The sequence below is a fragment of the Qipengyuania rhodophyticola genome (assembly GCF_042493225.1).
Lineage (GTDB): Bacteria > Pseudomonadota > Alphaproteobacteria > Sphingomonadales > Sphingomonadaceae > Erythrobacter.
The window spans coordinates 222,090-246,099 of record NZ_CP170454.1 but is presented as its reverse complement, the minus strand read 5'-3'; the positions used below and the strand labels follow the sequence as shown (position 1 = coordinate 246,099).

19 protein-coding genes are annotated in these 24,010 nt (G+C 57.7%); 11 read left to right on the top strand and 8 right to left on the bottom strand.

Annotated elements, in window-relative coordinates; genetic code table 11:
* Positions 1–9: 9 nt before the first annotated feature.
* Both ACFCXQ_RS01155 and ACFCXQ_RS01150 read right to left on the bottom strand, forming a co-directional pair.
* Positions 10–1,236 (bottom strand): RtcB family protein, encoded by a 1,227-nt coding sequence (locus ACFCXQ_RS01155; RefSeq protein WP_379552278.1) that lies wholly within the window; start codon positions 1,234–1,236, stop codon positions 10–12.
* Positions 1,237–2,042: 806 nt separating this feature from the next.
* Positions 2,043–3,602, bottom strand: coding sequence for a vWA domain-containing protein (locus tag ACFCXQ_RS01150; RefSeq protein ID WP_379552276.1), 1,560 nt, complete (start codon positions 3,600–3,602; stop codon positions 2,043–2,045).
* Between the two features lie 272 nt (positions 3,603–3,874).
* Between ACFCXQ_RS01150 and rtcR the strand changes: the two genes are divergently transcribed.
* Positions 3,875–5,476, top strand: a complete 1,602-nt coding sequence (rtcR, locus tag ACFCXQ_RS01145) for an RNA repair transcriptional activator RtcR (RefSeq protein WP_379552274.1) — start codon at positions 3,875–3,877, stop codon at positions 5,474–5,476.
* 82 nt (positions 5,477–5,558) lie between these two features.
* On the opposite strand, the gene ACFCXQ_RS01140 is transcribed toward rtcR, so the two are convergent.
* Positions 5,559–6,335 (bottom strand): DUF2189 domain-containing protein, encoded by a 777-nt coding sequence (locus ACFCXQ_RS01140; RefSeq protein ID WP_379552272.1) that lies wholly within the window; start codon positions 6,333–6,335, stop codon positions 5,559–5,561.
* A 23-nt stretch (positions 6,336–6,358) separates the two neighbouring features.
* Positions 6,359–7,027, bottom strand: a complete 669-nt coding sequence (locus ACFCXQ_RS01135) for an OmpW/AlkL family protein (protein WP_379552270.1) — start codon at positions 7,025–7,027, stop codon at positions 6,359–6,361.
* Between the two features lie 143 nt (positions 7,028–7,170).
* On the opposite strand from ACFCXQ_RS01135, the gene ACFCXQ_RS01130 reads away from it, so the two are divergent.
* From ACFCXQ_RS01130 to hemN, 10 genes are all read left to right on the top strand, one after another.
* Positions 7,171–7,878 (top strand): helix-turn-helix domain-containing protein, encoded by a 708-nt coding sequence (locus ACFCXQ_RS01130; RefSeq protein ID WP_379552268.1) that lies wholly within the window; start codon positions 7,171–7,173, stop codon positions 7,876–7,878.
* An 82-nt stretch (positions 7,879–7,960) separates the two neighbouring features.
* Positions 7,961–9,655 carry a cytochrome-c oxidase, cbb3-type subunit I gene (gene ccoN, locus ACFCXQ_RS01125; RefSeq protein ID WP_379552266.1) on the top strand — a complete coding sequence of 565 codons (1,695 nt, stop codon included), beginning with the start codon at positions 7,961–7,963 and terminating at the stop codon, positions 9,653–9,655.
* Between the two features lie 13 nt (positions 9,656–9,668).
* Positions 9,669–10,421, top strand: coding sequence for a cytochrome-c oxidase, cbb3-type subunit II (ccoO, locus tag ACFCXQ_RS01120; protein WP_379552264.1), 753 nt, complete (start codon positions 9,669–9,671; stop codon positions 10,419–10,421).
* Positions 10,418–10,591 carry a cbb3-type cytochrome c oxidase subunit 3 gene (locus tag ACFCXQ_RS01115; RefSeq protein ID WP_379552262.1) on the top strand — a complete coding sequence of 58 codons (174 nt, stop codon included), beginning with the start codon at positions 10,418–10,420 and terminating at the stop codon, positions 10,589–10,591. The genes ccoO and ACFCXQ_RS01115 overlap by 4 nt, the downstream gene beginning before the upstream one ends.
* A complete protein-coding gene (gene ccoP, locus ACFCXQ_RS01110) occupies positions 10,581–11,549 on the top strand; it encodes a cytochrome-c oxidase, cbb3-type subunit III (RefSeq protein WP_379552260.1) in 969 nt (322 codons plus the stop codon). The genes ACFCXQ_RS01115 and ccoP overlap by 11 nt, the downstream gene beginning before the upstream one ends.
* Before the next feature lie 97 nt (positions 11,550–11,646).
* Positions 11,647–13,059, top strand: a complete 1,413-nt coding sequence (gene ccoG, locus ACFCXQ_RS01105; RefSeq protein WP_379554498.1) for a cytochrome c oxidase accessory protein CcoG — start codon at positions 11,647–11,649, stop codon at positions 13,057–13,059.
* On the top strand, positions 13,059–13,520 hold the full coding sequence (locus tag ACFCXQ_RS01100) for a FixH family protein (protein WP_379552258.1): 462 nt from the start codon (positions 13,059–13,061) through the stop codon (positions 13,518–13,520). Before ccoG ends, ACFCXQ_RS01100 begins: the two co-directional genes overlap by 1 nt.
* Positions 13,517–15,640 carry a heavy metal translocating P-type ATPase gene (locus tag ACFCXQ_RS01095; protein ID WP_379552256.1) on the top strand — a complete coding sequence of 708 codons (2,124 nt, stop codon included), beginning with the start codon at positions 13,517–13,519 and terminating at the stop codon, positions 15,638–15,640. The genes ACFCXQ_RS01100 and ACFCXQ_RS01095 overlap by 4 nt, the downstream gene beginning before the upstream one ends.
* The gene (ccoS, locus tag ACFCXQ_RS01090) at positions 15,637–15,789 is read left to right on the top strand and encodes a cbb3-type cytochrome oxidase assembly protein CcoS (protein ID WP_379552254.1); all 153 of its coding nucleotides are present in this window, start codon (positions 15,637–15,639) and stop codon (positions 15,787–15,789) included. Before ACFCXQ_RS01095 ends, ccoS begins: the two co-directional genes overlap by 4 nt.
* 246 nt (positions 15,790–16,035) lie before the next feature.
* Positions 16,036–17,349, top strand: a complete 1,314-nt coding sequence (gene hemN / locus ACFCXQ_RS01085; protein ID WP_379552252.1) for an oxygen-independent coproporphyrinogen III oxidase — start codon at positions 16,036–16,038, stop codon at positions 17,347–17,349.
* Between the two features lie 64 nt (positions 17,350–17,413).
* Here the strand turns inward: hemN and ACFCXQ_RS01080 are convergent, their stop codons facing one another.
* From ACFCXQ_RS01080 to ACFCXQ_RS01065, 4 genes are all read right to left on the bottom strand, one after another.
* Positions 17,414–19,405: a S9 family peptidase gene (locus tag ACFCXQ_RS01080; protein WP_379552250.1), complete on the bottom strand. Its 1,992-nt coding sequence runs from the start codon at positions 19,403–19,405 to the stop codon at positions 17,414–17,416.
* Between the two features lie 64 nt (positions 19,406–19,469).
* Positions 19,470–21,629 carry a site-2 protease family protein gene (locus ACFCXQ_RS01075; protein ID WP_379552248.1) on the bottom strand — a complete coding sequence of 720 codons (2,160 nt, stop codon included), beginning with the start codon at positions 21,627–21,629 and terminating at the stop codon, positions 19,470–19,472.
* A gap of 9 nt (positions 21,630–21,638) precedes the next feature.
* Complete coding sequence (locus ACFCXQ_RS01070) at positions 21,639–23,042, bottom strand: efflux RND transporter periplasmic adaptor subunit (RefSeq protein WP_379552246.1); 1,404 nt, start codon at positions 23,040–23,042, stop codon at positions 21,639–21,641.
* Positions 23,023–24,000 (bottom strand): efflux RND transporter periplasmic adaptor subunit, encoded by a 978-nt coding sequence (locus ACFCXQ_RS01065; RefSeq protein ID WP_379552244.1) that lies wholly within the window; start codon positions 23,998–24,000, stop codon positions 23,023–23,025. Before ACFCXQ_RS01065 ends, ACFCXQ_RS01070 begins: the two co-directional genes overlap by 20 nt.
* Between the last annotated feature and the right edge of the window lie 10 nt (positions 24,001–24,010).

The window sequence follows — 24,010 nt, the reverse complement described above, 5'->3', positions numbered from 1 at the left end:
TGAAGGGCTTTACCCCTTCACGCACACCACCTGCTTCAAAGTATGGACAATCTCAACCAAATCAGACTGAGCTGACATAACGGCTTCGATCGGTTTGTAGGCCTTGGGCGTCTCATCAATGACGCCTTCGTCCTTCCGGCATTCAACACCGGCAGTGTCAGCGATGTGCTCATCGAGCGTCACCAGCTTCTTTGCCTGTGTCCGGCTCATCACCCGGCCTGCGCCATGCGAACAGCTGTCAAAGCTTTCTGCATTGCCCAGTCCCCGCACGATGAAGCTCTTCGCGCCCATCGAGCCCGGGATAATTCCAAGCGTACCTTTGGCCGCCCGCACTGCACCCTTCCGGGTGACAAGCACGTTTTCGCCGAAGTGGTTTTCCCGCGTCACATAGTTGTGATGACAGTTCACCGCTTCGCACGTCGCGTCAAATGGCTTGGCGATCTGACTCCGCAGCGCATCAAGCGCATGCGTCATCATCACTTGCCGGTTGAGCTTGGCAAAGTCCTGCGCCCAGTCGACTGCTTCGACATAATCGTCAAAATGGTCGGTCCCTTCCGGGAAGTAAGCGAGGTCTTCGTCAGGCAGATTGATATGCCATTTCCGCATATCCTGCTTGGCAAGCTCAATGAAAAACCGTCCGATGGCATTGCCCACACCCCGGCTACCGGAGTGCAGCATCATCCACACCCGCTGCTCTGTATCCAGACACAGCTCGACAAAGTGGTTGCCCGTGCCAAGTGTGCCCAAATGCATCAGCTGGTTGGTGTTCTTCAGCCGCGGATACTTTGCGCAAAGCGCATCGAACCGCAGCTTTAGCGTTGCCCAAGCATCGACAACGGTTTGTGGGGGATCGCCCCATGCGCCCTTGTCCCGCCGACCACGACCAGCCGTCCGGCCATGCGGGACAGCTGCCTCAATGGCAGACCGGATCCCTGCAAGGTTATCAGGCAAATCGCTCGCCATAAGAGACGTGCGGGCCGCCATCATACCGCAGCCAATATCGACCCCAACCGCAGCGGGAATAACCGCGCCTTTGGTCGGGATGACTGAGCCAACAGTCGCGCCAATACCGACATGCACGTCGGGCATCGCTGCCACATGCTTGAAGATAAATGGCATCTTGGCCGCCTTTGCGAGCTGATCCCGCGCTTTGTCATCAACGGGTACGCCGCGCGTCCAAGACTTGATTGGAGCGCCGCCTTCCACATGGGTATATTCGTATTTCGTATCGGTCATGGCGACCTCCTTTAGCATTCTATTTCATTGCCCTGCCGCTTCGCTGTTTGAGCGCAGGGTGCCGGCGACAAGGTTCTGGCGAGACGTTTTTCTGAGCTACTCCGGTTGCCCGGGGACGGATTCGGACCGCCGACCTCCTGCATGCACAGGCGCTCTAACCATGTAGTCCCGCCGGCATTCGCCAACTTGGTTCATTTGTACTGGCGGCGAGAGTTGATGAGACGTCCTGAACTTCTTCAGGGGTGGATTCGAACCACCGTTGTCCAATGTAGTCCCACCGGCATCCGCCAGCATTTTTTTCAATTTGAGTCCACGGCGACAAGTTTGGTGCAAAAGACGTTTCCTGCTCTATCCTGCTGAGCTACAGGCCCGCAATTGGTGGGCCTGACGGGACTCGAACCCGCGACCTGGCGATTAACAGTCGATGTAGTCCTTCGCGGCATTCGCCGTGGATTTGAAAAACAGTCGCGGCGACAAAAATTGCCGAGACGGCGCCCCTTAAGCTACTATTCCTAAGCGGGATTTGAACCCGATCTCTCCAGCCCGTTTACACGAAGTCGGAGCGCTTTTCCCAGCGGGGCCTATCGTTGTGGAGGATGTAGTCCCAGCCTGCATTCGCCACGGCTGTTTTCCAAAAATTCATTCGATCAAAGGTCACGGCGACAAGTTTGAATAAGACGCTCCCTTGCGGGATCAGAGCTCTACCTGACTGAGCTACCGTCGGTTTCTCGACGAGCAGGATTCGAACCCGCGACCACTGCATCCTAAATGTAGTCCTATTCGGCATTCGCCGTGACCTTCAGTTCTTACTTCAGTTCAAAAATCTCCACTTCGTTAACGATTTCGGTCCAATCGCGTGCGTTGCCATTGGCAAAACGCGCCATTGCGCCGAACACCGCATCGGTGAAACCACCGACATTCATAATGTCCTTGCGATCCTTCGCCTGGGTCGAGCCGTATGGCTGGATGTCGATGCAGATCAGCTTCGCGCCCGGATTGCGGGTTTTCAGCTTGCTCCATTCCGTCATCACCGCCGTGGGGCCGTAATAGTTGTTATCGATCCAGGACTGGTTGTCCGAAACGATCACAACAGTATCAACCTTGGCCTTCTCGCGGTTCAGCTTGGCCAGCGGGGCGGAGACATTGGTCCCGCCGCCCCAGATCGACGCCAGCTTCTCCGCATTCGCGGCCAGCCGAGCGTATGGCTTCAGCTCCACATCGACTACACGCTCTGCAAAAGGCAGTACGCGTGCCTTACGGTTCGTGCGCAGCACTGCTGCTGCAACCAAGGCCGCAATATCAATGCACCGGACAACCGACGTCGCACCTTTGCGATATCCGGTTGCGGGCGATTGCATCGAGCCGGAAACATCCGGACAAACAATCACGTTACCCTTGAGCTTCGGCACTTTTGCGACCGATGCCTCGAGCGCTTTCTCAAGCGCAGCCTGCACGTTCAGCGGAACGCCGTCGCCAACCTGAGTTAGCGCAGTCATCAGCTGATATGGTGCCGGCTTGACCTTCGCGAATGCTGCGGGATCTGACAGCCGTTTGGCCACCCTATCCTCAACACCCTTCAGACCAAAAGCCTCATGACGTGCCAGCGTATTCAAATTCATACGCAATGCCTGCCAGCCCATGCGGTCAGCCAATTTGGCCCACTGCTTGCGCGTCAGTTCAAACGACGTCAGCCATTCGAAAGGCACTTCAGGCAAGGGCCGCGAGCGGTCCTTCTTCCACGCCTCAAATTCCGCGATTTCCGCAGGCAGGGCCTCCAAATCATATGGCTTGCCAATCAGCCAGCCATAGAAGGCGCGCCGACCCGCATCCGCAGGAGCAGGGTGAACCATCTTGACGATATCCGCCAGGCTTGGGTCCTTGCCCGTCGCTGCATGCATCAGCTGCCGGTACGAGGCTTGCTCGAGCCATTCGCGCACAAGGCGCTTTGGGCGCGAGCCGAGCGAGGTACGACCGATCTGACCCGAGCGCATGATCTGCACGAAGTTGCGCAGCATACGCCCGTTATCAATCACACGCTTGAACACCGGGACCGAAAGGTCTGGGTCTGACATGGTCAGCACCGCGGTAAGCAGTGCAGGCATGTCTTTCATCGCACCTGACTGGCGGGCATAGATCGCGCACTTGGCGACCCACTCGGCATCGACCTTCGAGGCTGTATCAAGCACGTCCGCAAGCTGCGCCTGCGCTCCTGAATAGAAGCCATCTGATAGCGTGCCGGTCGCAGCTAGCTGCGCCAGCTTTGCTTCGGGGCCATAGGCGTAGGCAATGCTACCCTCATGGTTGAAGGCATCGGTGCGCGGCATGATCTTTGCGACTGCGCTAGTAAACAGGTTCTTGTTGGCCATAGTCCAACTCCACTTCGAATTGCGTTTCACCGGCTTTGAGCGGTCGGCCCATTCCGACCGCTCATTTCCCGGCTGCTACGTCAGGTGTTCGACAAGCCTGACGCCAAGTACACTGCAGAGAGCGTGCCAAACTCGATTTGCCGAGGCTAAGATTGCATTAAAACATTGATTCATAGTGATAAAATCAACCTTTCAGCTGGAAGGGTAGATTTACCCATCCACCAGGATACGATCTTGTTGTATCTAGAATTATAAAAATGTATAAGTTTAGGATGAAACCACTCACCGTCATTGGATTTCTTGGCTCAACGCTCGATGCTGCCAAGTTCGGCCCCAGCCGCTGGAATAAGTGGCGGCCAACAGTCAGCATTTGCATGCAAGACGACTTGCGGGTGGATCGCTTCATTCTGCTGCATGGCAGCTATCATCAACGCCTTGCGGATCGCGTGATCGAGGACATTCGCGATGTCTCTCCTGAAACAGAAGTCGTGCCGCAGCTTTTGGATTTCGACGATGCGTGGGATTTTGAAGAGGTTTACGGAAAACTCCACGATTTCGCGCGCGAGTTCCCATTCGATCCGGATACCCAAGACTATCTGATGCATATCACGACAGGCACGCATGTCGCGCAGATCTGCATGTTCCTCTTGACCGAGGCTCGGTTTCTGCCGGGCAAGCTACTTCAGACCCAACCTCGTAGGGGCCAGCCGCAGCCGATTGGCACTTGGGCCTCAATCGACCTCGACCTCTCGCGCTACGACTCCATTGCCACCCGCTTTGCTGAGGCAAGCGTAGAAAGCACGAGCTTTCTCAAGAGCGGAATCGAAACCCGTAACGACTCGTTCAACCGCATGATTGAGGAGATTGAGCAAGTCGCCGTGCGCAGCCGCGCTCCAATCTTACTTCTGGGGCCAACCGGAGCCGGTAAGAGCCAGTTGGCCCGCAAGGTCTACGAGCTGAAGAAATTGCGGCATCAGGTTGCCGGCCCCTTTGTCGAGGTAAACTGTGCAACCTTGAAAGGTGACAGCGCCATGTCAGCACTGTTCGGGCACAAGAAAGGAGCCTTTACAGGGGCTTCACAAGATCGTCCCGGGCTGCTGCTCAGCGCAGATAATGGTGTGTTGTTTCTCGATGAGATCGGGGAACTGGGTTTGGACGAACAGGCCATGATCCTGCGCTCGATTGAGGAGGGGCGGTTCTTGCCGGTGGGGGCCGACAAAGAAGCGATCAGCAAGTTCCAACTGATTGCAGGAACAAATCGCAATCTTGTCGAGGAAGTCGCGGCTGGCAATTTTCGCGAGGATCTGTTCGCTCGGCTCAACCTTTGGACGTTCACTCTGCCGGGGCTCGCCGAACGGCGCGAAGATATTGCGCCAAACTTAGACTACGAACTTGAGCAATTTGCCGAGCGTGAAGGAACCCGTGTGACTTTCAACAAGGAGGCGAGAGAGGCCTATCTTGGATTTGCGGAGGGCCCCGCCGCGCTCTGGCAAGGCAATTTCCGCGACCTAGCAGCCAGTGTAACGCGTATGGCCACGCTTTCACCAAATGGCCGGATTGACCGGAAGTCGGTCGAGCTGGAGCAGGCTCGGTTGGCGTCGCTTTGGTCAGGCGCGCGGCCAAGCGATGTGCCCGGAAATGAATGGCTTGAAGCAATGCTGGCTTCAGGCAAGCTCGGCGCACTCGATCCATTTGATCGTGTGCAATTGGGCTTTGTGATCGAGACTTGCCGCAAAAGTCGTAGCCTTTCGGAGGCCGGACGTACACTGTTTGAAAACTCACGGAAGGCCAGAAAATCGACCAATGACGCAGATCGATTGCGTAAGTATCTAGCGCGGTTTGCTCTCGATTGGGCCTGTGTGACTGAGCACTAGAGCAGTCTGCCTTCTGTCCCGGTTTTGAACTTTGTCGAATGACTGGGCGTGGGGTAAAAAGCGGACTGTCAAAGACGCACTGCTAGTCGCCGCCAATTGTCCGCCGGTATAAGTGCCAAGTCGCATGGCCAAGCACAGGTAATGCAACAAGGAGGCCTGCAAACACGGGTAGCATCGCCAGGAATAGAAGGCCCGCGATGACTGCGGCCCAAACGAGCAGGACCAGCCTGTTGCGCCGGAATGCGCGCAGGCTGGCAATTATCGCGGTGATAAAGTCCACATCGCGGTCAACCAGCATCGGCAGGCTGATTACTGTGATCATGTAGAATACCAAAGCCATGATCCCGCCAACAATGCTGCCAACAACAAGCATTGCTACGCCAGCAGGAATTGTGAAGAGGGCTAGCGGATTGGAGCCAAGCCCCGCCTCGGCCAGAAAGATGGCAAAGACTGCATGTGCGACGATCATCCAGAAACCGAAGGCGACAAACATGATCACGCCCATGCTCAATATCTGACCGTCGCCTCGGCCACCGACCGCTCCGAGTATCGCGCCCCAGCCAAGTTGCAGACCAGCCTCGCGGCGGCGGCTTACTTCATACAGGCCGACTGCTGTGAAGGGGGCGATGAGGGGAAAGCCAGATACCACCGGGATCAGCCAGGTGGTCTCACCCTTGGCAATCACCAGATAGAACAGAACAATGCCTGCTACCGCGAAAATTGAGGCAAAGAACAGCCCGAATTTAGGCTGCGCCAGAAAGTCACGCCAACCAGCCGAGAGCGCGGCGAGAAGATCGCTGACGGTCAGGTCGCTTGCAATCGCTATCGGGGCGGGCTGAGGCTGTCCTTTGCTACTCAAACTTGTCCTTCTCCCTCAGATCGTCAGAACCGGTAAGCCACGCCCGCGCTCAAAACCCATGGGTCGAGCTTGTGCTCGGTTTCGATAACGAGCGTGTCACCTGCAAACCAGCGCGCTGTGGTGTCCATGAAGTATCGCTTGGCATCGACAGAAACCGCAAAGCCGCTATCGCCAATATCGACGTCGAAGCCGGCTTGTAAAGCAAAGCCAAGCTCGTCGGACAGGTCGGTATCTGTCACACCCAAAGGAATTGTTGCGGCACCGGGCTTGTCACTCACCCAGAGGAAGTATGATGGCCCTGCGCCAACATATGGTTTCACGCCGCCAACGTCGAAGTGATACTTTGCGGTGACCGTCGCCGGAATGAGCTGAGCATCGGAAACGAGCTCGGCCCCTGGCAATCCGGATATTGCATCGACATCATGCTGAGTGATCCCCGCGATCGTCTCAATAGAGATGTTGTCGCTAAGAAAGTATTCGATAGCCACCGTCGGGACGACATTGTCGTTTGCCTCGGTTTGCGTATCGGCAGGTAGCCCGACCAGATCGACATTGAATTGTTCAATCTTGCCGTCAGTCAATACTGCAGTGCCAAGTAGCTTGGCCTGCACGTCGCCTGCGCGGTCCTGCGCCATCGCAGGGTCGCTCAAAAAAGCGCAAGCCAGGCTTGCAATTGTAAGTACGCGTTTCATGCCTTTTTACCTTGGACGCAGCAGTGGCCGCCCATTGCGGCCTAGGTTTCTTGCTGCGTCGGTTTCAGGAATAACGTGGCGATATTTGCGTTCATTGATCCAAATCAAAGATTGCAAACAAGTCTTGTGTCAAAGCCCGCATGATGAGCGACACTACAGACATATTTCAGCGTTTTAGTCGCTGCCTGCTACCCAGCGATTTATCGGCGGAGGCGCGCATAGAGTATGCCGCTCTTGCGCGGGTTCATGCACTACAGGCGGACTGCGCATCGCAGCTTGATGATGGCGGCGACAGTTTGGTTTTTGTCGGCGATGGAGCCATCAAGCTTGTGGCGCACGCGTCGGATGAACGAGAACAGGTTGTTGCGTTCTACTTTGCGGAAGACCTGCTCACGGTCCCGGCCAATGGAGCGCATCGTTACTCGCTCAGTGCCTTGCGGAACACCAATTTTCTCGCTTTCCCATACGGCCCTTTTCTTGAGCGCTCGCAAGGGCATTCACAGATTCTTGAAACGCTGCTTAATCGGCATGCTCTTTCGCTTAAGCGGAGCCGCGAGAAGACCATCGCCCTTGGACGCAAGACGGCAAGTGAGCGCCTCGCGAGCTTTCTGCTGGGGATGGCGGAGCGGATTGGCACCAGTGCAGACGCGGGAGCAAGCATGCTTCTCGATTTGCCGATGTCGCGCCGGGACATCGCCGATAGCCTTGGCCTGACCATCGAGACGGTGAGCCGGCAATTTTCGCTCATGCGCGAGCGGGGCTTGATTGAAACGCAAGGAAGGTCCGGCGTTCTGCTGAGTTCATTGAGTGCATTGAAACAGCGCTCTGGCAGCTTGCAAAACGCAGCTTGACCGTAATCTAGAAATTTGATCTGAATCAATGCGGGGGTGTTTGGCGCGGATTACGTCAGCATCAAAATGGACGGAGATTTTCATGCAAGCGGAAGCTGCGCTTAGTCGCACGGGGCTTTGGTTCCTCATACTTCTTCTCTCGATCGGAGTGATCGCAGGGGCGGCCGATAGAGGCTTTGCCGCGCACGCCGCGATTGTCGCTATTGTCAGCTTCGTGTTGATGTGGATGAGCGCAATGCGCTTCGACCCCACAGCAAAGTTGGGCGGCTTTTTCAAGATGCCCGACGGGCCATCAAAGTATGACGATGATCCGGTGCGCTGGGGCGTCATCGCGACCATGTTCTGGGGTCTCGCGGGCCTTGCGGCGGGCCTGTTTATTGCAATGCAGCTTGCGTTCCCGTGGCTCAATATTGAACCCTATCTCAACTTTGGCCGCGTCCGTCCGCTTCATACCAGCGCAGTGATTTTTGCCTTTGGCGGTAATGCGCTGATCGCCACCAGCTTCTATGTGGTGCAGCGCACGTGCCGCACGCAATTGGCGCTTCCCGGCCTCGCGCGATTTGTGTTCTGGGGCTATCAGATGTTCATCGTGCTGGCGGCAACCGGCTATCTGCTCGGCATCACCCAGTCGAAGGAATATGCCGAGCCGGAATGGTATGTTGACCTGTGGCTAGCGGTGGTTTGGGTCGCGTATCTAGCGGTCTTTGTCGCCACGCTCGCCAAGCGCCGCGAGCCGCATATCTACGTCGCAAATTGGTTCTATCTCGCCTTTATCGTGACCGTCGCAATGCTGCACATCGTCAACAATCTGGCTGTCCCGGTCAGCCTGGTTGGCTCGAAAAGCTACGTGGTGTTCGCCGGTGTACAAGATGCGCTGGTGCAGTGGTGGTACGGCCACAATGCAGTGGGCTTCTTCCTCACCGCGGGCTTCCTTGCGATGATGTATTACTTCGTGCCCAAACAGGCCGAACGTCCTGTTTATAGCTACCGGCTTTCGATCATTCACTTCTGGTCGCTGATCTTCCTCTACATTTGGGCTGGGCCGCATCACCTCCATTATACCGCGCTGCCCGATTGGGCGCAGACGCTGGGTATGGTGTTCTCGATCATGTTGTGGATGCCCAGCTGGGGCGGCATGATTAACGGCCTCATGACGCTTAACGGGGCTTGGGACAAAGTCCGCACTGATCCTATCATCCGGATGATGGTCATGGCGCTGGCCTTCTACGGAATGAGCACTTTCGAAGGGCCAATGCTGTCGATCAAGAGCGTTAACAGCCTCAGCCACTATACTGACTGGACTATTGGACACGTGCATTCTGGCGCGCTGGGCTGGAACGGGATGATCACCTTCGCTTGCGTGTACTTCCTCGTACCGCGGCTGTGGCAGCGTGAGCGGATGTTCTCACTGCGGATGATCAACTGGCACTTCTGGCTCGCGACACTTGGCATCGTTTTCTACGCTGCCAGCATGTGGGTCGCCGGCATTCAGCAAGGCCTGATGTGGCGCGAGGTTGATCCGGAAACAGGCTATCTCGTCTGGTCCTTTGCCGACAGTGTCGCGGCGATGTTCCCGATGTATGTGATGCGCGCTTTTGGCGGGCTCCTGTACCTCGCTGGCGCAGTAATCATGACTTACAATGTTTGGATGACACTTGCGGGCAAACTCCGCGATGAGCCGAGCTTGCTCAACACCGCGCCTGATCCTGAGAAGGATCGCCCGATCGTCGATAACCCACCTGCGAAGGGCGGACCAACCGCCGTTCCGGCCGAATAAGGGAGCCAAGCGCATGAGCATGACCGAACGTCACAAGTCGCTTGAACGCAATATCACGCTGCTTGCGGTATGCACTTTTATCGCGGTCGCAATTGGCGGCCTGGTGCAGATAACCCCGCTTTTCTATCTCGATAACACGATCGAGAAAGTAGAGGGCATGCGGCCATACACCCCGCTCGAGCAAGCGGGCCGGGACATCTACATTCGCGAAGGCTGCTACACCTGCCACAGCCAGATGATCCGTCCGTTCCGCGATGAGGTGGAGCGCTATGGCCATTACTCTCTGGCTGCCGAAAGCATGTATGATCACCCGTTCCAATGGGGTTCAAAGAGGACCGGGCCAGATTTGGCACGCGTGGGCAATCGCTATTCGGATGAATGGCATGTCCAGCATCTGATTGACCCGCAAGCGGTGGTGCCGGAGAGCATCATGCCGAAGTACGGCTTCCTTGCCGAGACGGACCTGGAGGTTGGCGATCCGGCGGCGACGCTAACGGCGCTGCGCCGTGTTGGCGTACCCTATACTGACGAGGACGTTGCGCAGGCGATGGTCGACATTGTGCTTCAGGGCAACCCCGATGCAGAGGGTGATGTTGATGATCTGCTCGCGCGCTATCCAAAAGCGCAGGTTCGCGACTTTGACGGCAATCCTTCTCGCCTGACGGAAATGGATGCCCTGATCGCTTATCTCCAAATGCTCGGCACTTTGGTCGATGTGGATAGCGCCGCCGCGCAGCAGGAACTCGCAGAGGAGAAGGGCCGGTGAGCTTCTATGAGACCCTGAGGCATTTTGCCGACAGCTATGCCCTTGTCGTGATGCTGATGCTGTTCCTACTGCTGTGCCTATGGCCTTTCCGGCCTGGAGCAAAGGAGCGCAATCAGGAAGCAGCAACCTCGATCTTTGCTGACGGGGAGGAAATTGATCATGGCAAATGAAACACCCGGCCAAGGCCCAGGCAAGCGGATTGACGAGCCTACCGGCACTGAGACTGTTGGCCATGAATGGGACGGCATCGAAGAACTCAACACCCCGCTGCCGCGCTGGTGGCTGTGGACCTTCTACCTCTGCATTGCATGGTCAGTTGTCTATGTGATCGCATACCCTGCATGGCCGCTCGTCAACAAGGCGACTGCTGGTGTGCTCGAATGGTCAAGCCGAGGCGAGCTGTCCAAGGAATTGGATGCTCGCGCCCTTGAACAACAAGGCTTGCGAGAGCAGTTGGCAGCGACGCCAGTTGCCAATCTGCGCGACAACCCGGCGCTCTTCCGTCAAGCTGTCGCAGGGGGGAACGCCGCGTTCAAATTGCATTGTTTGCAGTGCCATGGCTCGGGAGGCGCGGGCAGCCAGACACTCGGCTATCCCAACCTTAATGATGATGCATGGCTGTGGGGCGGCGATTTGGAGGCGATCCATTATTCTATTGATCGCGGTATTCGTCAGCCCGACAATAACGAGCTACGCCAGAGCATTATGCCCGCTTTTGAAGGGATATTTGATGCAGGCCAGCTTGATGCTGTGGCCGAGCATGTTCTGTCTCTAAGCGGCAAGGCAGATGGCAATGCTGTCGGTGCACAGATTTACGCGGACAATTGCCTCGCTTGCCATGGCGCGACCGGTGAAGGTGATCGGTCGGTCGGTGCGCCGCGCCTCAACGACGCGATCTGGCTGCGCGGGCAAACCAAAGACGCGATCAAACAGCAGATCCTCAATCCGCGCATGGGCGTAATGCCCGCTTGGGGTGACCGGCTCGATCCGGAAACGGTGAAGATGCTGACCGCTTATGTCCATTCACGCGGCGGGGGCGAGGGTGCCGAGCAAACAGAGCCCGAGATAGTGGCCGAGCCGATCATGGAGGCTGATGGCGAGGTGGAAAACGGTGAGCAGCAGCGCTGACACCTCTTCCACTGGCAGGTCTCGTGACTGGTCAGGTGCTTTGGGGCGCGGCGAAGGCTCTTCCGGCGCTCCGTCCCCGCCAGAGCCACCGGAATCCATGTATGAAGCGCGCAAAGCGGTTCATAACAAGCGCATTGACGGCTCGTTTCGCCGGTTCAAATGGCTAGTGATGATCGTCACGCTAACGATCTATTACGGTACGCCTTGGATACGCTGGGATCGCGGGCCATTCGCGCCAGACCAGGCGGTGCTGCTCGATCTGGCAAATCGCCGGTTCTACATGTTCAATATAGAGATCTGGCCGCACGAATTCTATTTCGTCGCGGGCATGCTGATCATGGCGGGTATTGGCCTGTTCCTGGTCACTAGCGCAGTTGGCCGAGCATGGTGCGGCTATGCATGTCCACAAACAGTTTGGACTGATTTGTTTCAGCATGTCGACCGGTTTGTTGATGGTGACCGCAATGCACGGCACAGGCTGGACGCGGCCCCGTGGGCCTGGGGCAAGGTGATGCGGCGCGGCTTCAAATGGACGATCTACCTGTTCATCGGCTTTTGGACCGGCGGCGCGTGGATCATGTATTTCGCCGATGCGCCAACGCTGACGGTGGATTTCTGGACCGGACAAGCGGCAGCTGTTGCTTACATCACCGTCGCTATTCTGACGCTGACTACAGTCGTATTGGGCGGCTTCATGCGCGAGCAGGTATGCGTCTATATGTGCCCATGGCCGCGCATTCAGACAGCGATGATGGACGAAAAATCGCTGATGGTGACGTATAAGGATTGGCGCGGGGAAAAACGTGGCAGTCTGAAGAAGGCTCAGCAAAAACCGGATGAGTACGGTGACTGTATTGATTGCATGCAATGTGTGCAGGTCTGCCCAACCGGCATTGATATTCGCGAAGGGCCGCAAATTGGCTGCATCACCTGCGCGCTCTGTATCGATGCGTGCGATCAGGTGATGAAAGATGTTGGACGTCCGCGGGGACTGATCGATTATGCGACGCTGGAGGATTGCGAACGCGAGGCCGCAGGGGAAACACCTCGGCCTGTATTGCGCACTCTGCTGCGTCCGCGCACGCTCATCTATTTCGGCATTTGGGGCGCGATCGGCCTTGCCATGCTGTTCGCACTCGGCGTGCGCAGCCATACCGATTTGAGCGTCGCGGCGGATCGCAATCCGCCCTTTATTCTGATGAGCGATGGTTCGGTGCGTAATTCCTATACGCTCAAGCTGAGGAATATGGAAAATCGCCCGCGCGAAATGGAAATCGCGCTAGCAAGTTTGCCCGGCGGGGTCATGTGGACTGACGGCATTGATCGCAGCAATGCCGCACCAACGCAGCGTGTCGAAGTGCCTGCGGATCAGGTCCGCACTATCCGCGCTTATGTGATGGTACCTCAGGGCGCCGCTGCGCAAGATTTCAGCTTCCGCCTCACCTCGCTCGATGAACAGGGCGAGACCGATGAGGTCGAGACCCGCTTCCAAACGCCGGAGAACCCCTGATGCCCAAAGAACCCGCGATGCAGCGTGAAATGACCGGTAAGAAATTCGCCGCGATACTTGTGGGCGGTTTCGCCATCGTGATCGCAGTGAACTTCACGATGGCGACCTTTGCGACGCGCGGTTTCAGTGGGACAGTGGTCGATAACTCCTATGTTGCGAGCCAGAAATTCAACGGCTGGCTCGAGCAGGCGCAGCAGCAGGAGAAGCTGGGTTGGGATGCGCAATTGGCACGGCGTGATGACCGGCTGAGCGTCGCGACTGAGCAGGTGCCGGCTGGCGCCTTTCTGTCTGCGCAAATCCGCCGTCCGCTGGGGCAACCCGACCCGCGAGAGCTAACCTTTGCGTCCGATGGCAGTGGCCAGTTTGTATCGCAAGAGGAGCTGCCCGAGGGACGCTGGATTGTGCGGGTCACCATCCAATCCGGCGGTGACATTTGGGTCCGCGAGGATACCATTCGATGAACGCACCGCTCCACCTCAAAGCGGCAGATGATGCCTCGCTGTTGGACACACGTTTCACCGTGCCGGGCATTCGCTGCGCGGGCTGCATCGCCAAGATTGAGCGCGAGCTGGCCAAGGTCTCAGACGTGGAGGCGGCGCGGGTCAATTTCTCTGCGAAGCGTGTTGCCGTGCGCCATGCACCGTCCGTTGACGAAGGCGCGCTGATTGAAGCATTCGCCAAGATTGGCTTTGAAGTGCAGCCATCCGCTGACAATCCGGTCGCCAAGGACGAGAAAGAGGCCAAGCGCCTGCAGCGCGCACTCGCCGTTGCTGGCTTTGGCATGATGAACGTTATGCTGCTCTCGGTCAGCGTATGGTCAGGCGCAGAGGGCGCGACGCGCGATCTGTTCCATTGGCTGTCGGCTATCATTGCCGTCCCGGTGATCGTCTATTCGGGCCGGCCTTTCTTCGCCTCGGCCTGGATGGCGCTCAAATATCGCCGGACAAATATGGACGTGCCAATTTCCATCGGCGTGCTTTTGGCAACGGGCCTCAGTCTATACGAAACTGCGGTGGGCGGCGGTCATGCCTATTTTGAAAGTGCGGTCATGCTGCTTTTCTTCCTGCTGGCGGGCCGCGCATTGGATGCTGCGATGCGGACCAAGACGCGTGCCGCGATCGGCGCGCTGCTTTCCCGCATGGGCAAGAGTGCTCAGATTATTGGCGCAGATGGACAGGCGAGTACTTTATCCGCTGACGCGCTGAAGCCGGGTATGATTATGCTTGTCGCGGCAGGTGAAGCGCTGGCCGCCGATGGCGTGGTTGAGAAGGGCGAAGGCACCATAGATAACGCTATGCTGACCGGAGAGAGCAGGCCCGAAAATGCGCGTATAGGCAGCACAGTTCACGCAGGCGCCATTGCTCTATCAGGCCCGCTTGAGGTGCGCATTACCGCTACCTCTTCAGACACTCTCATCGCCGAGATTGCGCGTCTGATGGACGAGGCCGGGCAATCACGCAGCCGCTACGTCCGTATCGCTGACCGCGCCTCGCGGCTTTACGCGCCCCTCGTTCACACGCTCGCTGCCCTCGCTTTTGTGGGCTGGATGATAGCGGGCGTAGGCGTGCATCAATCGCTGGTGATCGCCATCGCAGTGCTGATAATCACCTGCCCTTGCGCAATGGGTTTGGCAGTCCCTGCAGCCCAAGTTGTCGCATCGGGCGCACTGATCAAACGCGGCCTGCTGGTGAAAGATGGCAGCGCTCTGGAGCGATTGGCGGAAGTTGATCTCGCCCTGTTCGACAAAACCGGCACACTCACTCTTGGCGCTCCGCGTGCTGATATCTCTGAGCTTGATAACGAGGCGCGTTCAGTCGCTCTGGCGCTCGCGCAGGCTAGCCACCATCCGCTGAGCCGAGGGCTGGCCGATGTGCTGCGCGTTGCCAGTGTCACACCGGCGCAAGTGAACGATATAACCGAACAGTCCGGTCACGGGATGAGCGGTGTTTGGAATGGCGTAGCGGTTACGCTAGGCAAATCCGACAGCACTCATGGCGTGCCTGTAACGCAGCTTCGCATTGGCGAACGCGGGTGCCTTATTCACTTTGCCGATCCGCTTAGAGAAGACGCCAAGGACACTCTCGAGGCGCTGGGTACGCTCGGTATTGAAAGCGGCATCGTCTCAGGTGACCGCAGCAGTGCGGTGGAAGACGTTGCGCGAACGCTCAGCATTGACGCCCGCGCCGACGCTAGCCCGCAAGACAAGCTCACCCTGCTCGAAAACCTACGAGACCTGGGGCGACGCCCGCTGATGGTTGGCGATGGCATCAATGACGGCCCAGCGCTCGCTGCGGCCCACGCATCAATTGCGCCCAGCAGCGCCAGCGATGTGAGCCAGCAGGCCGCCGATGCCGTGTTTACGGGACGCGGGCTGATGCCTGTTGCGCTAGCTGTCCGCGTCTCGCGCGCCTGCATGCGCATAGTGCGTCAGAATTTCACGTTTTCAGTGCTTTACAACGTCTGTGCGGTTCCGTTGGCGCTGGCTGGTCTGGTTACTCCGCTCATCGCGGCCATTGCCATGTCAGTCAGCTCGCTTGTCGTGGTGGGCAATTCGCTCCGATTGGCGAGATCTGCCTCATGAGCGGCCTGTTGATCTTGATCCCTGTCGCGCTGGGACTTGGCTTGCTCGGACTGGTCACGTTCTTCTGGGCGATGCGACGCGGCCAATTTGAGGATCTCGATGGTGCCGCGCACCGTATTCTGATCGATGAAGAGGAGGATGAGACATGAACGCTGCCGGGTTTAGCCTCATCGCTCTGTTGCCCGCATTACTTGGTCCGCTGCCACAAGAGGGCAAAACAATTACCGCACTCCTATGCAGTGGCGACAGCGTGATCGAAATTGATATCCCAATTGCAGACGATGAGCCGGCCCAAGATGGTCCCTGTCATAATCAAGGATGCCATGCTGGATCATGCCGCAAGCAAATTGATCGAGATCAATGACCGCTAATGACACCTGCCGTAATCCCCTCGCATGTGGCCTTATCATCCTGACCTGCTGAGCACGCCCGTTCCGCGTTACACCAGCTATCCGACCGCCGCCGAGTTTGGCGCGCTTGACTCATCAACATATCGCGAGGCGTTGGAAAATGCAGAAGGCGATATCTCGCTCTATCTGCATATCCCCTTCTGTGAGAAGATTTGCCATTATTGCGGTTGCAATACTGGGAGGGCGAACCGGCGCAGGAGGCTCATAAGCTATCTTGCGGCTCTGCACCGCGAGATTGAGCTGGTTGGTTCTCTGTTACCACGGGGCACCCGCATCAAACGCGTGAGCTTTGGCGGCGGCAGCCCCAACGCGATCCGTCCCTCTGATATGCTCATGCTGGTGGATGCGCTGGCTCAACATTTTGCCCTCGATAATCCGGTGTTCTCAACCGAGTTGGATCCGCGGACGTTTTCGGCTGAATGGGCGCAAGCGATAGAAATGGTGGGATTTCAGCGTGCCAGCCTGGGTGTGCAAACATTTGCGCCGCGCTGTCAAAAGGCGATTGGGCGCGAGCAAAGTGAAGACTTGATCGTGCAGGCTGTCGATTGGCTGCGCGATGCCGGAGTCACCTCCCTGAACTTCGACCTGATGTATGGATTACCTGAACAAACGTGCGACGATTTAACAGATAGCCTGCACCGCACGCGGATCTTGGGGGCGGACCGGGTTGCGCTGTTCGGATATGCGCATGTCCCGCACATTGTCCCGCGCCAGCGGGCGATTGATGCAAGCAACTTGCCCGACCAGGCTGAGCGGTTCGCAATGGCCAATCACGGTTTTGCCTATCTCTGCACGCATGGATATACGCCTGTCGGCTTTGATCATTTTGCCAAGCCAGGCGGTGACCCGCTGGCCAGCGCGGCGATCAACGGAACACTGCGCCGGAACTTTCAGGGTTTTACCGAGGATCAAGCACCAACGCTTATCGGACTTGGTGCATCGGCAATATCTTCTTTCCCCGGCCTCTTGGTTCAGAATGAAAAGAACTCTGGCCGATACCGTATGATGTGCTCGCAAGATCAGCTTGCGGCGGTTGGGGGAGTTCATCGCACTGAAGCAGATCAGCAGCATGGGAATGTTATCGAGGCTCTACTGTGTCAGGGGCGAGCAAAGCTACCACAGAATATCGCGGCAGAGATCAAGGGCGCGCTTTGCCCATTTACTGTGCGGGGCCTCGCCTCGCTTGACGGTGACTATCTCACCATCACGCCCGATGGCTTGCCCTATACGCGCACGATAGCGGCCCTGTTTGACCCCTATCGCCAGCAGTCAAAGCGGCGTTTCAGTGCTGCGGTTTGAAGCACTAGAGGCGGCGCGAGATAGGCGGGGCTAGGCGCCACGATCTTCCACTAAACCTCTCCGCTTATTCTGCTTCTGTAAGCCCCAGTTGTTCCTCAATAAATTCCGCTTGCTTGCGGAAATAGAACAGCTGGTTGGAGAGCTTGCGCCAGCCGTGGCCTTCGTCGGGAATGCGGATGAATGGGGCTGGTACACCGTTGGCGCGCAGCGTTTTCACCATCACCTCTGTCTCATATATGTCGATGCGTGGATCCATTACGCCATGTGAGTACAGCACTGGAACTGTGATCTGGTCGGCTTTGCGGATGGGCGAATTGACGGTGTAGAAGTCGCGCCACTTTTGCTCAGTGATGTCTCCATATTCGATCTTGTCCGACGCCTTGAGTGCAGGCGAAGCGATCTCGAGCGCGGTCACCCAGTCGGCGACACCGAACAATGAAACTCCCGCAGCAAATTCTCCGGGATATTCCGCGAGCACGGCGTTGACTGCATAGCCACCATAGGAGCCGCCCATTACTGCTGCCCTGCTTCCATCGATCAGGCCATCGCTTGCGAGCGCATTTTTCAGGTCGACAAGATCGCGGACAGAATCGAGTCGCTTTTCGCGATCATCCAGAGTTGAATAGGTCCGACCCAAACCGATTGATCCGCGAATGTTCGGCTGGAACACAGCTACACCGCGTGCCACGTGGTATTGCGCCACACCGTTGAACCGGGCCTGGGACTGACCCGATGGTCCACCATGGACAGAGAATACAACGGGCGGAGCATTCTCACCTGCACCGGCACCTTCGGGAAGATAAAGAAGACCCTGCAACTCCACGCCGTCGCGAGCTTTGTAACGAACCACTTGCGGCCGAACGAGCCGATCGGGATCGAGCCCGGCCAGGTTGGCAGAGAACACCTTGTCTATCGTGCCAGAAATGGGGTTGGTCATCCACAATTCGCCCGGCGTCTGCCAGCCATTGACGCGCACAAGTAGCTCCCCGTCCCCCTCGCAATCGAGATAGTAATTGCCTTCAGGCAGTTCGGGCATCGGGATCGGACGTTTGTCGGCTGTGTGCCAACCATGCAGCGTGTCGAAACCGTCTTGGTTCTGAGTCCAGTAAAGATAGCTGCCTTTTGGGTCGCTTCCGCAAACCTCCAGATTCTCGACATCCCATTCCGTTTCGAACACCCGCTCAAACGTTCCGCTCTCGATGCTGTAGAACGAAAGCGTGCTGAATTCCCGGCCCACATTGGTCGAAAAATAGAAGCCGGAGGAATTGGGCATCCATTCGAAACCGCCTAAGACGTGCTCGGCACGCTCTTCGACAGGCGGTTTCGAGACTGTCGTCATTTCCTTGGTGCGCAGGTCGAGAAGGTAGAGATTGTTTGCGTCCTCGCCCACCGTCTCAGTGACCAACGCATATTTGCCATCGGGCGAAATCGAGTGTGGTGACAACCCAAGCTCGGCTTCGACTATCAGCTCGCTTTCGCCATCCAGAGTTCCGCGATAGACATCGAACACGCCCGTCCCTCGCGCGGTCGATGCGTAAACAAAGCTGCCATCAGCGGCGAAATCGCCAAAACGCCGGAAATCACCGCTTGCAGCAGGCAGTACTTCGCTTTCGCTTTTTCCGTCGGGAGTAAGCGCAAAATAGCCAGGTTGCTCGTTGCCGTCACGGTCAGCGGAGTAAAACAGGCTCGATCCGTCCGGCGTCCAGATTGGCGCGAATACACCGGTCTTGAAAGTGACCTGCTGCGGCTGTCCTCCACTCGCAGGCATCACCCATAGTTCGGATTCGCCAGTTACATCCCACGCGAAAGCGATGGTCTTACCGTCGGGCGAGAGGTTCGCTGCACCCGCTCCAGATGCGAGCAGATAGCGCGCGATGTCTGCAGGATTGTCACCAGCGCGCCCGATCGTGATGCTGCCTCCATCCGGTTCCATCGCCTCGATAGAAAGGTCCGCGCCCTTCGTTCCGCCAAAGCTCTCCTCACTATCTTGAGCAAGAGTAATTGCGGGAACGGCAGCGACTGCAGCGACGCTGGCAAGCAAGACGGAACGGATCATAGATACCTCGGCTATCGGTTGGGACAAACGCAACCTAGAGGATCAGCCTACGAGTGCAATGCTGTCAGATCACGCGGCGGACCATACGCGCAACTTCGCCCAGCGCCCAACCCGCGAAGGAACGTCCCTTAGTTGAGATTTGCACTGAGCCGGGCACCAATTGAATCTGGTAGTCTTCATCGCCAATCTCGCCTTGCTCCGCGATCAGCCGGACCCGGTAATAGGCCTCACGAGGTTTGAGCAAATCACCATCCTTATCGGTCGCGATTGGCCCGCCATTGCTTGAGGCAAGGATAGGCTGGTCGAGCCGCTCAATCGCGCTGGTCGAAATCTCCAGCAGCTTTGCCTCGCGCGAAGGACCGCCCGCATCAGCTGCCACGAAAGTGCCTCCTGCGCCTTGCTCCAGCCGCCACACATCGTCTTCGCGTACAAACGCCTGAAGGTCATAATTTTGCGGGGTGATGACATGCGCGATCACTTCTGAACCCTCTAGCCACCGACCTGAATGGACATCAGGCGCGACGCCAGAAACGACGCCGCTGACTGGAGCACGCAAGATCAGTTTGTCAGCGCGTTTTTCAAGCCCGGCCAGCTTATTTCGTTCGCGCGCCAATTCGCGTTCGATAACGGAGCGGTTGGACAAGTCGCGATCATCAGCAACGGCCCGGCCAAATTGCAATTGCAGCTGCGCAATGCGGACTTTGGTGGCGGCGGCCTGAGCGGTGATTTCAGGGGCGGTCAGTTCTATCAGCGGATCACCCGCGCTCACCCGCGCGCCATTGCTGACAAAGACCTGCTCAACGCGGGATGCCTCGCCCGCGATAATGGGCGAAGCCCCGACAGGGGTTAACACCGCATAGCCAGAGACGGAGCGATCAAGAGGCAGAATGGCAGCCAAAATCAGCGCGCCCAATATCCAAATCCATGCCTTTCCGCGCCGGCCAGAAAATATGCGCTCCCGCATCTCGTACCAGACTTTCAACTCGGCCACGATCGGCCGGAACACAAAGACGGCCATCTCGACCACAGCCAGGATCAGGCCAAGCGGTTGGAAGAATACATTGTAGACGAGGATCGCGATCCCGGTGAACAGGAACAGGCGGTAAATCCAAGTGCCATAGGCATAGAAGATCATACCTCGGTGGAGGCGCCGCGGCGCCATTTCGGGCATAGGATCATCCAGCGAGAACAGCACCTCGCGCAATTTCCAGCGCCCCAGAGCGAAGGCGCGAGGCTGAAGGTTGGGCACATTCAAAAGGTCTGAGAGCACGTAATACCCATCAAACCGCATGAACGGATTGAGATTGACCGCAAGGCTCATGATCCAGCTGGTGGTCGCCAGAACAAAGGCGACGCTGCGCAAAGTTCCCTCAGGCAGCAGTACCCAAGCCATCGTTGCGATGCTGGCAATCATCAGCTCGGTGGCGACGCCCGCACAATCAATCGCCAGGCGCTGTTTGCGCGATTTGAGCCGCCAGGCCGATGTGGTGTCAGTATAGAGCACGGGCATCATGACAAGGAAACTGACGCCCATGCTCGGCACGCGGCAGCCATAGCGGGTCGCTGTGTAGGCGTGGCCCAGCTCATGAAGGATTTTTACAAAAATCAGGCCAAGGCCATATGCGGCGAGACCTTGCCAACTGAAGAAATAGAGGAAGGACGCAAGAAAAGCGTCCCACTGGCGAGAGACCAGAAACAGGCTGCTGAGCGCAAGGACAGCAAAGAAGATAAGGCTGTAGATGGACCAAAGCGGGCGGACTCGATCTATGGTGCGTTCGAGAAACCGCGCAGGCTTAACCAGCGGCAACCGGATGAAGAGGTAATTGTCGAGGAGCCATTTCCACGCCGCCTTTTTGCCTGCTGCTCGCTGCGCGGTGTAAGCGGCGACCGCCTCTTGCCCGATCGGCTCCACCGTGAGCGCATTGCTCGAGGCAAATTCGATCACCGCGTTAAAGGCTTCGTCAGCTTCCTCGCCGGTCAGGCCATGAGCGGCGAGCTCTTCGCCGATCCCATCCATCTTGCCCGATGCCCAGCGTGACAAAACGGTGAACTCGGCTCGGCCCAGCTGGAAAAAAGCGTGGCGGACAGGGTCGAACAAATTCCAGCTGGGTGCACCCGTGATGAGCGGTGCTCCAGGTTCAATCCGCAATTCCTGCCGCAATGAAGGGAGCGGCGGGGGCGCGGGAATGTCCGGAAGTTCAATTGAGATTGGGGTGCTCGCCATCGCCCGGGCCTAAAACCCGATGAACTGGCGCAGCGCAGAAATTGGCCGGCGTAGCAGCGAATAAACAAATGGCACCCAGCGCCCATAGACTTGTGCTGTCCCGCGTGAGCCAATTCGCGGCGTGTCAGAATTGAGCTTGGCAGTAAGCGCAAAGGCCAGGGTGCCCTCGGGTGTCTGCCGCGCCTGATAGCTGGCGGTTTCCAGAGTGCCATCGACCGCCCAGAGAGGCTGCGAGTCCAACCACATTTTGACCTTGGCGCCTTTCTCCAGCGACATTTGCTCAGCTGACGGCAAATCAATGCGGATCATAACGGCTTCTGGATCAACGACTTGCATGATCGGATCGCCAATATTGACCGCGCGGCCTTCCCAATCGCGCCGGTCGCTGAACAGCGCCATGCCATCGCGCGGCGCCGTGATCTCGGACTGGCCGACCAGCTCTTTGGCATAATCATATTCGGCCTGCGCAACCTCCAGCTCGGCCTGCATAATGGCGATGTCGGATGTCTCATCCTGCCCGCCGAACGCCGAGCTAGTGGAGCGTTCAAGCCGGGAGCGGGCGACCGAAAGTTTTTCCTGTGCTAGCTCCAGCTCATTGGCGAGCCGCACATCATCAAACCTTAGCAGTACCTCGCCCTGCTTAACCGGCGCATTGGGCGTGACGGCAATGCTCGCAATCCGCCCCGAGAACGGCGCGGCCACCACGAAGGGGCGCTCGGCGACGATCTCAGCCGGGGCAAGTGCGGTCAGGCGTACCGGGAACAGCAGGCCGATAACAACCGCAGCGGCGATCCATTTTTTCTTTTTGCTGTCCAGCGTGGGCAGGCGGCGCACGGGCTTGTTCGCAGTGAGCGTGCGCCAAGCATGAGCGGAAGTCTCACCAATCCGCTCCCAGCGCTTCTTCTCGCCTTCGCGGAATGCCTCTTCGCGCCCAGCGAGCAAGCCGCCAAACACGCTGCTATCTTCGCCTTTCAATGGCTCCCAATGCAGCTGGCTATAAGGATAATCAGCGAGCGCCTCGTCATCGCCCCATCGCGCCATGTCGAAATCATGCGGGCTGTCGAGGCCAAACTCTTGTCCAAGGCGATCAACCAGTTTTTCAAGCGCGTGGATAAGCGGCGCATTGCGGTCAATTGTGGCGAGCGAGGACGCGCAAGTGACTTTAAATCCCTCACCAATCGTCTTCTGGCGCAGAATGAACAGCTGGCCATATGGGATTAGCGCGCGCGCATCATTTGCAATCAGATATTGTAGCTCATTGACGCTGGATTGCCGGCGAATATCCGCTTCAAATTGCAGCAATGCCGCTAGCTTTTGCGCATCAGGAGCAGCCGCTGTGTTCGGCGTCCGGCCAGAAGAGGCCTGGGTCAGATTGGGCGCGGTTTTGCGCGGCTCAGCTTGACTGGCGGCCATCGGTTCCGCTCGTCTCTTGAGCTTCGGGCGCGCCGTCCGGCGTCTCGGGCTCGGCCTCTGGCACAGGCTCTGGCTCGGGTTCTTTGAACGTTGCCGTCCCGCTCATGCCGGGCAGGACCAGCCCGTCGCCCCGGTCAATATTGGCCGAAATGCGGATCGTCTTGCTGACCGGATCAACCGCCGCGCCGAGCCGTGTGACAGAGCCGGTGATATCGACGCCTGTCTCGTCAATCGCGAAGGTGAAGTCAGCGCCCGGGCGCAGCCAGGTCAGCCAATTGCTGGGCACAATCAATTCCGCTTCCAGATCGCCGCCGCTTTGAATGCGCATCAGCGGTTGGCCGCTCGCTGCAATCTCGCCCTTGCTGGCAATTTCCTCGACCACAGAGCCAGAGAAGGGGGCATACACCGCGCAGTCTTTGAGCTGTGCAGAAATAGCAGCAGCCTCAGCATTGGCTTTGCCCAGATTAGCCCGCGATACCGCGACTTCATTCTTGCCTACCGCTTCGAAAGCATCAAGCTCAACATTGGTTTCGTACGTTGTTTGATAGGCATTCGCAGAGGCACGCGCAGCGGCCAATTGCGCGCGAATGGACGAACAATCAAACCGCGCGAGTAACGCCCCACGGCGAAAGCTTTGCCCCTGGCCAAACGGTAGAGCTGTTATCTTGGCAGTCATTCGCGAGGCGACTGTCGATTCCTCTTTTGCCTTGATTACGCCGCGCGCGGAAAGCTCCGGCTCTGGCTCAGGTTCCTCAGCCGCTGCAACAGCCTCACCTTCAGCTTCGCTGTCCGCTGTGTCGGCTTGGGCTTCTGTGTCGGACCAAACCGTCTCGCCGCTATTGGCATAGACATAAGCGCCCAGCATGACGGCCGCAGCGATGCCGCCTCCGATCAGGAGCTTGGTCTTGTTATTGTCTGCACCCGGCTCAAATTCTCCCGGCTGCGTCTCGTCACTCATTATCTGCCGC

What these genes read in the sequence shown, in the direction of transcription:
- ACFCXQ_RS01155 (WP_379552278.1), bottom strand. Translation starts at nt 1,236, where the DNA reads ATGACCGATACGAAATACGAATATACCCATGTGGAAGGCGGCGCTCCA.
- ACFCXQ_RS01150 (WP_379552276.1), bottom strand. Translation starts at nt 3,602, where the DNA reads ATGGCCAACAAGAACCTGTTTACTAGCGCAGTCGCAAAGATCATGCCG.
- rtcR (WP_379552274.1), top strand. Translation starts at nt 3,875, where the DNA reads ATGAAACCACTCACCGTCATTGGATTTCTTGGCTCAACGCTCGATGCT.
- ACFCXQ_RS01135 (WP_379552270.1), bottom strand. Translation starts at nt 7,027, where the DNA reads ATGAAACGCGTACTTACAATTGCAAGCCTGGCTTGCGCTTTTTTGAGC.
- ACFCXQ_RS01130 (WP_379552268.1), top strand. Translation starts at nt 7,171, where the DNA reads ATGAGCGACACTACAGACATATTTCAGCGTTTTAGTCGCTGCCTGCTA.
- ccoN (WP_379552266.1), top strand. Translation starts at nt 7,961, where the DNA reads ATGCAAGCGGAAGCTGCGCTTAGTCGCACGGGGCTTTGGTTCCTCATA.
- ccoO (WP_379552264.1), top strand. Translation starts at nt 9,669, where the DNA reads ATGAGCATGACCGAACGTCACAAGTCGCTTGAACGCAATATCACGCTG.
- ccoP (WP_379552260.1), top strand. Translation starts at nt 10,581, where the DNA reads ATGGCAAATGAAACACCCGGCCAAGGCCCAGGCAAGCGGATTGACGAG.
- ccoG (WP_379554498.1), top strand. Translation starts at nt 11,647, where the DNA reads ATGTATGAAGCGCGCAAAGCGGTTCATAACAAGCGCATTGACGGCTCG.
- ACFCXQ_RS01100 (WP_379552258.1), top strand. Translation starts at nt 13,059, where the DNA reads ATGCCCAAAGAACCCGCGATGCAGCGTGAAATGACCGGTAAGAAATTC.
- ACFCXQ_RS01095 (WP_379552256.1), top strand. Translation starts at nt 13,517, where the DNA reads ATGAACGCACCGCTCCACCTCAAAGCGGCAGATGATGCCTCGCTGTTG.
- ccoS (WP_379552254.1), top strand. Translation starts at nt 15,637, where the DNA reads ATGAGCGGCCTGTTGATCTTGATCCCTGTCGCGCTGGGACTTGGCTTG.
- hemN (WP_379552252.1), top strand. Translation starts at nt 16,036, where the DNA reads ATGTGGCCTTATCATCCTGACCTGCTGAGCACGCCCGTTCCGCGTTAC.
- ACFCXQ_RS01080 (WP_379552250.1), bottom strand. Translation starts at nt 19,405, where the DNA reads ATGATCCGTTCCGTCTTGCTTGCCAGCGTCGCTGCAGTCGCTGCCGTT.
- ACFCXQ_RS01075 (WP_379552248.1), bottom strand. Translation starts at nt 21,629, where the DNA reads ATGGCGAGCACCCCAATCTCAATTGAACTTCCGGACATTCCCGCGCCC.
- ACFCXQ_RS01070 (WP_379552246.1), bottom strand. Translation starts at nt 23,042, where the DNA reads ATGGCCGCCAGTCAAGCTGAGCCGCGCAAAACCGCGCCCAATCTGACC.
- ACFCXQ_RS01065 (WP_379552244.1), bottom strand. Translation starts at nt 24,000, where the DNA reads ATGAGTGACGAGACGCAGCCGGGAGAATTTGAGCCGGGTGCAGACAAT.